General features: G+C 43.5%; 11 protein-coding genes and 1 rRNA gene. 7 read left to right on the top strand and 5 right to left on the bottom strand.

Annotated features, from left to right (window positions below):
• Positions 1-105: 105 nt before the first annotated feature.
• Positions 106-227 (top strand): 5S ribosomal RNA (rrf, locus tag E7X57_RS09205).
• A gap of 533 nt (positions 228-760) precedes the next feature.
• On the opposite strand, the gene E7X57_RS09200 is transcribed toward rrf, so the two are convergent.
• Positions 761-1,114 (bottom strand): helix-turn-helix domain-containing protein, encoded by a 354-nt coding sequence (locus E7X57_RS09200; RefSeq protein WP_135612663.1) that lies wholly within the window; start codon positions 1,112-1,114, stop codon positions 761-763.
• A gap of 322 nt (positions 1,115-1,436) precedes the next feature.
• Here E7X57_RS09200 and E7X57_RS09195 point away from each other — a divergent pair, with 322 nt between their 5' ends.
• On the top strand, positions 1,437-1,670 hold the full coding sequence (locus tag E7X57_RS09195) for a sulfurtransferase TusA family protein (RefSeq protein ID WP_135612662.1): 234 nt from the start codon (positions 1,437-1,439) through the stop codon (positions 1,668-1,670).
• 107 nt (positions 1,671-1,777) lie between these two features.
• On the opposite strand, the gene E7X57_RS09190 is transcribed toward E7X57_RS09195, so the two are convergent.
• Genes E7X57_RS09190 through E7X57_RS09180 form a run of 3 tightly spaced genes read right to left on the bottom strand, consistent with a single transcriptional unit; the run spans position 1,778 to position 4,355 of the window.
• Positions 1,778-2,785, bottom strand: a complete 1,008-nt coding sequence (locus E7X57_RS09190; RefSeq protein ID WP_135612661.1) for a DUF169 domain-containing protein — start codon at positions 2,783-2,785, stop codon at positions 1,778-1,780.
• Complete coding sequence (gene pscS, locus E7X57_RS09185) at positions 2,782-3,963, bottom strand: O-phospho-L-seryl-tRNA:Cys-tRNA synthase (RefSeq protein WP_256369417.1); 1,182 nt, start codon at positions 3,961-3,963, stop codon at positions 2,782-2,784. Before pscS ends, E7X57_RS09190 begins: the two co-directional genes overlap by 4 nt.
• A gap of 59 nt (positions 3,964-4,022) precedes the next feature.
• The gene (locus E7X57_RS09180; RefSeq protein ID WP_135612659.1) at positions 4,023-4,355 is read right to left on the bottom strand and encodes a thioredoxin family protein; all 333 of its coding nucleotides are present in this window, start codon (positions 4,353-4,355) and stop codon (positions 4,023-4,025) included.
• A gap of 14 nt (positions 4,356-4,369) precedes the next feature.
• Between E7X57_RS09180 and E7X57_RS09175 the strand changes: the two genes are divergently transcribed.
• Positions 4,370-4,597 carry a hypothetical protein gene (locus E7X57_RS09175; protein WP_135612658.1) on the top strand — a complete coding sequence of 76 codons (228 nt, stop codon included), beginning with the start codon at positions 4,370-4,372 and terminating at the stop codon, positions 4,595-4,597.
• A 56-nt stretch (positions 4,598-4,653) separates the two neighbouring features.
• On the opposite strand, the gene E7X57_RS09170 is transcribed toward E7X57_RS09175, so the two are convergent.
• Positions 4,654-5,613 (bottom strand): inorganic phosphate transporter, encoded by a 960-nt coding sequence (locus E7X57_RS09170; RefSeq protein WP_135612657.1) that lies wholly within the window; start codon positions 5,611-5,613, stop codon positions 4,654-4,656.
• Between the two features lie 217 nt (positions 5,614-5,830).
• On the opposite strand from E7X57_RS09170, the gene E7X57_RS09165 reads away from it, so the two are divergent.
• The 4 genes from E7X57_RS09165 (at position 5,831) to cysN (ending at position 10,094) form a co-directional block, all read left to right on the top strand.
• Positions 5,831-6,691, top strand: coding sequence for a 4Fe-4S binding protein (locus E7X57_RS09165; RefSeq protein ID WP_135612656.1), 861 nt, complete (start codon positions 5,831-5,833; stop codon positions 6,689-6,691).
• A 114-nt stretch (positions 6,692-6,805) separates the two neighbouring features.
• On the top strand, positions 6,806-7,549 hold the full coding sequence (locus E7X57_RS09160) for a phosphoadenylyl-sulfate reductase (RefSeq protein ID WP_135612655.1): 744 nt from the start codon (positions 6,806-6,808) through the stop codon (positions 7,547-7,549).
• Positions 7,550-7,641: 92 nt separating this feature from the next.
• Positions 7,642-8,550 carry a sulfate adenylyltransferase subunit CysD gene (gene cysD / locus E7X57_RS09155; protein ID WP_135612654.1) on the top strand — a complete coding sequence of 303 codons (909 nt, stop codon included), beginning with the start codon at positions 7,642-7,644 and terminating at the stop codon, positions 8,548-8,550.
• A gap of 14 nt (positions 8,551-8,564) precedes the next feature.
• Positions 8,565-10,094, top strand: coding sequence for a sulfate adenylyltransferase subunit CysN (gene cysN / locus E7X57_RS09150; RefSeq protein WP_210409054.1), 1,530 nt, complete (start codon positions 8,565-8,567; stop codon positions 10,092-10,094).
• The last annotated feature ends 67 nt before the right edge of the window (positions 10,095-10,161 follow it).

The following is a 10,161-nucleotide window of genomic DNA, read 5'->3' as shown; positions in this document are numbered from 1 at the left end:
CTGATTCAGCATCCTGACCTCTTGAGCAAAGCTCAAAGGTCGCGCGCTGCAGAAGCGCTGATCTGGATTCGGACCTTGGCTTTCATCCATTAATATGAGTTAGAGTACGGCGGCCATAGCGGCAGGGTCACTCCTGTTCCCATTCCGAACACAGAAGATAAGCCTGCCCACGTTGCTTACTGTACTGAGGTACGAGAGTCCTCGGGAAATCTGCGTCGCTGCTGTGCTCACTCGATTACCCTTTTTCTTTAGCTAATTTTGATCTGCTAGTTCTGGCTTTGTTGTTCTGATATGTTTTAATCCATGATCACAATTTGCAGAGTCAAATTGATGCAGATCTTAGTTACTTGCAATTTATCTAACTGATCCCTATAACCTGGGCTTTGGTAAAATCCCCAAATTTATCTGAAGCTACATCTTCCTACTGATTATTAAACCGTGGAGAATCGAGATAATTGAAAAGATTGGATTATTTCTGGTTCTGAATATAAAGTGCAATATTTTTATCCATCGCTGAAGGTCTTATTATAATTTGAATATTTTCCAATATATTTAAATGGGGGATGTATCCTACTGAGAATTAATTTCAATTATCGATTTAAAAACGATATATTGGAAAATGAAAAAAATAGCTAAAATGAGTAATGAACCCATTGTTTTCGCAATGAGTCCGCCATTGGTTGTAACACCTTTTTCCAATCATATTTTAGACATTGGTTTTTTAGGTTATTGGTTTGATCCGTTTTTCACAGAATTAAATTTATGTTGCCAATACTTCGTACTCCTTAGGGACAGTATATACATTGGCAAAGTCAAATTCTGCCTGTGAAGCTGCTTCACCTGCTACTTGCTGCTTGGTCATGTCTTTCAGACCATACAGGCTTTGTCTTGCGTCTTTGAAGTAGAATCTTTCCTGCAGGAAATCCTCATCCTTCAGTCTTCCCAATGCATATCGGATGGTACGGGGGGGAAGATAACTTTGTTCGGCAATTTCTTTCTGTGTCAGAAGACCACCGTATTCAAGTACCTTATAGACAAGTTTTGCAGAAGGTGGCAATCCTTCAATTGTCTTTCTCAGGTGTTTGTCCTTTGGCTCTTCGACGCTTTTTTTCATCTGTACGTTTTTCTCGTGATTGTCAACAAAAGCGATCCCTCATTTTCATTACTCCTTTGTATAGGTTAGATCTAGTAGTATCCATAATTTGATATGGCACATCACAACTTCACTATTGTGAAGTCACAATTGTGAATACAATTCTCTTGTATATAAATATGTCGGCAAATCTCATTAATTTGAGTCAAACCTGCATAATGTTTTTTGTTGCCAGTCTTACATTGGATTGATGAAGAACCCGTCTTTATTTGCCTGTATCTTAGACCTTATATCTTTACAGGTAGAGCTGTCTTCATTCCAATATAAGACTAAAGGTAAAAATATGGCTGAAGAACAAATCGAATTAGATCTCAGGGGGGAGATTTGTCCCTTTACTTTCGTAAAAACAAAATTGCAGTTAGAGGAACTGGAATGTGGTGACCATCTCACAGTGATCTTTGATTATGCTCCTGCAATTTCAAATGTTCCTAAAAGTCTGATAAATGAAGGGCATACTATTCTTGGTATTGACAACGAAGAAAATAACATATGGAAGTTACATATCAAAAAGTCCTGACATCCCGGGAACTTCTTTTTTACCCTCTTATTTTAGTGAGCTGATTATTTTAAAAAGGTAAAAGCAGATCTACCACATCTTATAGAAGAACTGCTTTTACGAATGTTTCACTGTATCGTCTTGCGCTTGAACTTTGCAACACGATCCAGCATTGCCTCTATTCCATTGTTGACAAGTGCGTTGAACTTCTCAGGTTTCATGGCTGCACGCCTTATCGGTTCGTGAAGGTCGATCAGCAGTATTGAATCTACCCAGTTATCCCTGAGACGATAGTTCATCGGTTCCTCGAACAGGTCGGTTGCAACTTCTTCCGAAGCTTTTGCTGCATTTGCATCTTTGAACTTGACAGGAACATGCAGGGTTACTGATGAGCTCTTTCCACTTTCGTCCTTTGGAATGTATAGCCTTACGATCTCATCCCCGAAACGTCCGATGAAATGATCCGTACCTTTCGTGAAACCAAGTGCCAGGATAGCATCCACCAAACGTGCCGGGAGGTCATCCATCAAACAGCCACAGAGCGCTTTTGTGATACTCTCTTCCTTCAGCGATTCTGTGAGTTCAACAAAAGCCCCCATAGGGAATCCGAATACTATCTCATCGTTCCTGTAATCACTGAACATACGAGCTCCGGCACACAAAAGTGAGAGGTTCACCTTGTTCTCCATTACCGGGATGGTCGTACATTCTCCACAGACCGCGAATTCACCTTTGAATTTTGCATCTACCATGCCGCCTTTCACTTTGGAAAGTGTCGCAGCCACACGCATAAGTTTGCTGGCGGTTCCTACAACCACCACCACATCAGGTTCAAATTCACATCTGTCAAGTGGTGTGACGGTCATCGTCCTGGTATCCGCAGGTTTCACCCTTGGATACACATCCCCGTAAGCAGGTTCTGTAAAACCAAGTGCCAGCTCTGCGCTTGCACAGGACATATCGTCAGCCGAACAGGTGTAGGACGTACCAAAGGCCGCCGCTTTTCTAACTATCTCACAATAACGCATCGGGTGCGGAATATTTGGCTCATCATCGCTATTGAACTTGACAGCAACCGGTGTAAGAGGCAACTCGAAGAATTGCCTGAACTGTTTTGTCAGTTCCGTGTATTTCATGCTTCATCCTCCACCGGTATTTCATATTTCCTTGCTATCTCAATGAAAGCTCTGGCAACGTATTCTACCTGAACTCTGCTGAGTCCGAATGTATTCAATTTGAAGCTCTTGCTCATTCCTGGTTGTATTCCTATTATCTTTCGCTTCTTCAGTTCGTGGTAGAGGAAGTATCCTCGTTTCTTTGTCTTGGCAGCAGCCTCAAAGAGCGGCAGTGATTCGAATGCTACAAGCGTATGCTCTGTCGGCTTGACACCCATCTGGTGGAATCCTTCGATACGCTCAAGCTGTGATGCAAGGTATCTTGCATTCTCGACCTGCTCATCCCAATGCTTCACACGTTCCACAACACTCGGGAATGATGCCATCAGTGACATTACCGGAACTCCGAAGACAGGTGAACATCCAAACAGGGCAACCTCTTTTTTTGTGAAGCCACGTCCACTCCAGTCACCTCGGATGGTTGATTTATCGAATACCTGCTGGTTCCATTCAAAGGTAGTTGCGAGTATTCCCATTGGAGCGGATGCTGCCCAGCTTTTGTGCCCGGAAGCACAAAGGAAGTCCACACCAAGTTTTTTGCCATCAATAGGCATTATTCCTGAGGAGTAAGCTGTGTTCAGCAGGAACGGAACTCCGTATTCTTTACAGATCTTCCCAACAGCAGCAGCATCTGCCACATTACCATAGCGATAATCGACATGTGTAAGTAGTGCCAGTGCCGGAAGTGAACCGATGTTGCGTTCTACTTCCTCGAACTTTTCCGCGTAACCTTCGGGATCTATCGTAAATTCAGGGTAGCCGCTATGTGGCACCTCAACGACCTTAAGCTGGTTTGCCTCTGCTGCAAGATATGATGTATAATGTGCAAGTGAATCCAGTACAATGGTCTCGCCGGGTTCGGTGACCATGTGCATAGCTGCCCATTTTGCATGCCGGCAGCCAGCTGTGAATCTTACGTCATCCATATTCAGGAATTCGGCAATGTCTGCTGTAAGGTTCCTTACAGGCGGGTTCTGGACAAGATCGACCCTTGATTCGAAACAGAAGTCACAAACTGAATAACCATCCGCAAATTCAAGCGCTGCTTTCCTGGCCTCAGCTGTAAGCACTCCTCCCCTCTGGATGGGGTTAAGGTTTATGTATGTGCTTTCAATACCCCTGTTCAGATTTTTATAAATATCAAGATTCAGTTAGGAATTCCCCCTGGATTCTTTTGGTCTAATACAATCCTTATTACTCAAAGGAACTCTTCAAGTTCCTCTTGTATCTCGCCCTTTTCCACTCGTCCGATAAGCACGACCTCCCCATTAATAGTGATACTAGGTACTTCTTCTATCCCGAGTTGCTTTGCTCTCTCAGCACCTTCTATGCTTGTTACGTTAATTTCCTTGAACATAACACCTTCAGGAAGAACTTCTATTATCTGGTTCCTGACATAATGGCAGTTCATGCAAATATCGGAATAATATAGTTCTATTAATGTCATCGATGGTCTATTAGCTGCCAGATAAATAACAAGTGGCATCGTGACAATTATTGCCTCCCCCATTACCTTATTAATATCTTGCATATATAAGATATTCTATGGACGCTACAACAATTAACAGGACAAAATCAGCGGTCGATGCCCTTATCGAAGTACAGCAATTGTGGATCGATAATGTCCCGGAGTATGATCTTTCGGACAGGGAACTTGTACTATTGAAAAAACGCCTTAACCGTGCAATGGATAATATCCGGAAGATCTATGACGATAATGAAGAAATTATGAACAGGGCGGAAGAATCACTTAAAATAGAAAATTCCAGATGAATCTGTCACTTATTATGTGACATATCGATCCGGAATATCATCCTCTCTTTTTTTATTCAGGAAATAAGACTGATGGCAGTGTATGCTAACAGACCTGCTACCAATGGTGATATGATCCACATAACTGCAATGCGTCTTACTGTTTTATTCTTTATCGTATCCATGCCTTTATTGGCGCATCCAATGCCAATAACGGCTGCCGGTACTAACTGGCCGAGTGCTACTGGTATGCCGTAATGAGATGCACCGTGGACGATTATCGCTACGATCGCTTCAATGAAGATCGCACGGATCGTACAGATCTCTGCTATCTCCGTTCCAACCGTCTGGAGGATACGACCTCCTATCACTATCGCTCCAATACCAAGTGTAAGACCTCCGATAACAGCTCCTGTTGTCTGGTCTATGAACCCCGCTCCTACAAGAGGACCAACAGCATTGGCAGCATTATTTGCACCTGCTGAATAGGCGACATAACAACCGGTTACTGTCAGAAGCTTTGCAATAGTGCTTCTGATCTGTGCTTCTGATTCATGTTCCACAAGCCAGACGACAAGTCTGGGGTGAAGGTATTTCCCGGAAAGATAAGCAAGTACGAATGCAAGCACTGGTGTGGCAATCCACCATCCGACTATTGTTGATAGCAATTGGGTATCAAGTATCCCGTAGAACAGACCGATTCCTACAATGGCTCCTACTGCTGACTGGCTTGCTGATATCGGAATCTTTAGTATGTTCCCGATGAAAAGACTGATAGCAGCTGCGCTTGTTGCAATGATCGCTGCAGTAAGTGTTATTGTGTTGCCGGGAATTATTCCTTCACCGAGCGTCTTGATCACATCTCCACCACTCAGTACAGCACCAAGCAGGGAAAAAATGGCTATTAATATTACTGCCTGTCTTTTAGTACGGGCTCTTGCACCATATGCTGCTCCCATGGCAGCTGCTGCATTGTTCCCGCCAATGTTGATCCCCATGAAGATCGCAGATGCAATTGCAGCCAGTGCTATTATCATCTATTAATAACCCCCTTCTATTTTCCCTTTTACTTTTATCTATCTCGATTTACTTAGCTTTATTTACATGTCTGATTTGGAGTAAATATATAGCAAATGAAAGGTAATTTGCTATATAGCAGTGGGGAATGGGGCTAAAATTACCACTAAAAGAGTGCAACTTTTGCCTTTTTATATACCTATATATCTCAATCTGTGGAAGTTAGGGTGATAATACATGGGTAATAAGACGATCAACTATGACAGACTCAAAAAAGGCGGTTTTCTTCGCCAGAAGCAAAAAGAAGACCTTTTCTCAATGCGGCTTCGTGTTGTCGGGGGTCAGCTGACAGCTGATCAGCTTCGGGCACTTGCCGATGCTTCTGAGAAGTATGGCAAGGGTGAGGTCCATATAACTGCTCGTCAGGGACTTGAGATCTCATATATTCCATTTGAGGACACAGAGGATCTTCTTGATGAACTTGAGAAAAGAGATGTTCATCAGGGGACCTGTGGTCCAAGGGTTCGTGGAGTAGTTGCCTGTCAGGGTAATCTCATCTGTCCGCGTGGGCTGATCGATGCAGAGGACATTGCAAAAAGGATCGATGAGAAGTACTTTGCCATGGAACTTCCCGGCAAGTTCAAATTTGCAGTTACAGGCTGTCCATCATCATGCATGAAACCACAGGAGAACGACCTTGGGGTAATGGGGGGGCTTGAGCCGGAATGGGTAGAGGGTAAATGTACCTATTGTGGTCTCTGTCAAACAGTGTGTCCCGTGGATGCGATCAAGGTCGAGGATGGAGCCCTGCACTTTTACAGGGACAAATGTAACCTGTGTGGTCAGTGTCTCCTGATATGCCCCACGGAAGCATGGATCAAGGCAAGGGAAGGATATACGGTCTACGTTGGTGGCAAGGTGGGAAAACATCCAAGACTTGGTATCAGACTGACCGAACTCGTAGACGAAGATTCTCTGTTCAGGATTATTGAGAGATCTGTGGAGTTCTTCAAAATAGAAGCAACTTCAGGAGAACGATTTGGAGATACTATCCAACGTGTAGGTTTCGAAGAGTTCAAGGCTTTTGTGCTGGAATGAATCGAGGTTCCGGATCAACAGTATGTAGCTGTTATCCGGATCTCCTTTCTCTTAATTGCTGATAACTATAGATCTAGCATAATCATTCAATAAAAATAATCGGGAAATGGAACTATGCCAGAACCAAATCTGGAATTAATAAAAGAAATAGAACAATTAGCTGAAGAATATAAGGACAGTTCCCCACAGAAAATTCTTGAATATGCCCTGAATAGATTTGGCACAGGTATCTCTATTGCATTCAGTGGAGCTGAGGACGTCGTGCTCATTGATATGGCAACCAAGATCAAGGTCGATGTGAGTGTCTTCTCCCTTGATACCGGCAGACTACACCCTGAAACTTACAAATTCTTCGATGTGGTCCGGGACAAATACAACATCCCACTGGAGATATTCTTTGCAAACAGGGAAAAGACCGAAGAACTTGTCCTCAAAAAAGGGATGTTCTCATTCTATAAGGACGGTCATCAGGAATGTTGTGGTGCCAGAAAGGTCGATCCACTAAGGCGGTCCCTTAGCAAGAGGGCTGCATGGATCACAGGCCAGCGTAAGGACCAGAGCCCTAACACACGTGCATCTATCCCTGTGATCGAAGTTGATTCAGCTTTTGGTGATGGTACACTTGTGAAGTTTAATCCTTTGGCAAACTGGACCTCTAAGCAGGTATGGGATTACATCAGGGAGAACAATGTCCCGTATAATGAGCTTCATGAGAAGGGATATGTCAGTATTGGCTGTGAACCATGCACCAGACCGGTTCTCCCTGGGCAGCATGAACGTGAAGGACGCTGGTGGTGGGAAGAAGCAACCAGGAAAGAATGTGGACTTCATTCAGGAAATGTAAAATCCCGGATTTGACACTCAAAATTAAGACTTCAGAAGAAGAGATTACAGGATCAATTGAGAATGTCATTGAATATATCGATGAAAAAATTAGTGGAGGGTCAAATATGGTCATTACGGAAGAATCTTATCGGCTTTCAAACTTAAAGACACTTGAAGCGGAAAGCATAGGCATTATCAGGGAAGTCGCTGCAGAATTTGATAATCCGGTTATGTTATATTCGGTAGGCAAGGACTCGTCGGTCATGGCCCATCTGGCGATCAAGGCTTTTTACCCGAAAAAAGTACCTTTCCCTTTATTGCATGTTGACACTGGATACAAGTTTCCTGAAATGTACGAATTCAGGGATTATTATACAAAAAAACACAACCTTGACCTGAAGGTTCACAGGAACGAAGAAGCCATTAAAAAAGGTATAAATCCCCTTTCGGTGGGGACGGTCAAATGTTGTGCCGAGCTTAAAACAAAAGCACTCCTTGATGCATTAAAAGAAGGTGGCTATGATGCAGCGTTTGGAGGTGCCCGGAGAGATGAAGAGAAATCAAGGGCAAAGGAAAGGATCTATTCATTCCGCGACAAGCATGGCCAGTGGAATCCGAAGGACCAGAAACCTGAGCTGTGGAATCTCTTTAATTCAAAGATCGATCCCGGGGAATCTATAAGGGTATTCCCGCTCTCGAACTGGACCGAACTTGATATCTGGACATATATTTACCATGAAAATATTGAGATAGTTCCTCTTTACTTTGCAAAGAAAAGACCGGTCATTGAGAAGAATGGTCAGCTAATTCCGGTTTACACGGATGAGCATGAGGAAGAGGTCAAAGAGGTCATGTGCCGCTTCAGGACCCTGGGGTGCCATTATTGTACAGGCGCAGTAAGGTCAGAGGCAGACACTTTGCCAAAGATAATTGAAGAGATGATGGTTGCCCGTCATTCCGAACGTATCACAAGGGTTATCGACCACGATCAGGATAGCTCCATGGAGCAAAAGAAGAAGGAGGGATACTTTTGAAGGGTTCTGACTCTTTGATCGAACAAAATCAGAATATTGATCTATTACGGTTTGCCACTGCAGGAAGTGTGGATGATGGTAAATCAACCCTTATCGGGAGATTACTATATGATTCAAAATCAATATACGAGGATCAACTGAATTTAATAAAGACATTCTCGAAAGCTCATCGAAACCAGGAGATCGATTATTCGTTGGTAACCGACGGTCTGAAATCAGAACGGGAGCAGGGAATTACGATCGATGTCGCATACAGGTTCTATTCGACCCCGAAAAGGCGCTTTATTATTTCAGATACCCCAGGACATGAGCAATATACAAGGAACATGGCTACAGGTTCATCAAATGCATCTCTCGCCCTGATCCTCATTGACGCCAGGAACGGAGTTGTAACACAGACAAAACGTCATTCATTTATCTCATCGCTTCTTGGCATCCGGAACTTTGTAGTTGCAGTCAATAAAATGGATCTTGTTGACTACTCAGAAGAGGTGTTCGAGAATATTGTGAGTGAGTTCAATACCTTTGCTGATAAATTATCGGATGAATCAATTTATTTCATACCCCTAAGTGCCCTCAAAGGTGACAATGTCATCGAACGAAGTGCCAATATGTCATGGTATCAGGGTTCTACATTGCTTGATTACCTGGAGAACGTAAATGTATCCGGTGGTCGCAACCTAATTGATTTCAGGTTCCCGGTCCAGTATGTAAACTGGGGAGGGGGCGATGATTTCAGGGGTTATTGTGGCACAATAGCTTCAGGTGTGGTCCACAAAGGAGATAAAGTAAGAGTTCTCCCTTCGGGAAAAACCAGTGAGATCTCAAGGATCGTCACGTATGATGGCGACCTCGATTATGCTTATGCTCCCATGGCAGTAACCCTTTGCCTTGAGGATGACATTGACATAAGCCGCGGTGATCTGATCGCGAAGGTTGATGACCTTCCTGTAATTGCCGGCAGTCTGGAGGCGAATGTAGTATGGATGGATAGCGCTCCCATGGAGATTGGGAAAGATTATTTGATCAAGCATACTACCAGTACAGTTAAAGGAAATTTCTCAGAAGTACTTCATGAGTTTGATCCTGAAGACATCAGCATGAAACCTTCGGAGTTTTTGAGCTTAAATGAGATCGGAAAAGTTAAGGTTGAGCTAAAGACCCCGATATTTACCGATATTTATTCTGAGAACAAGATCACAGGTTCATTTATTGTAATTGATCCCCACACCAACCAGACGGCTGCTGCCGGCATGATCTCAAAATACAATCAGGTATCTCCTGACAAAGCATGCGAAGCTGTAAAGGCGAAGATTATCCGCTATCCGGGAGACAAAAGGGAAGAGGCACAGACAAATTATGACCGCCTTTCCATGCAGGGTACACATTGTATCTACGTGGATGATGATCTGCTACAGGAAACCCTTTGCAAGGGAATCCCGGTTGACAGTGAGCAATATTCCGATACAATTGAGGATCTGTGCAAGATCGTCACAAGATCAGGGGTGTCTGTGGTTTTGTGCTCTGATCATTTGAGCAATTAAATTTATTGAGATGGGATATCTCTGCATTTGATAATGGGTACGGAGTTACCTTCCTGTCTTCTTTTTA

Source organism: Methanococcoides sp. AM1 (genome assembly GCF_900774055.1).
Taxonomy (GTDB): domain Archaea; phylum Halobacteriota; class Methanosarcinia; order Methanosarcinales; family Methanosarcinaceae; genus Methanococcoides.
The sequence above is the reverse complement of the archived record's forward strand: the minus strand, read 5'-3'. Positions and strand labels throughout refer to the sequence as shown.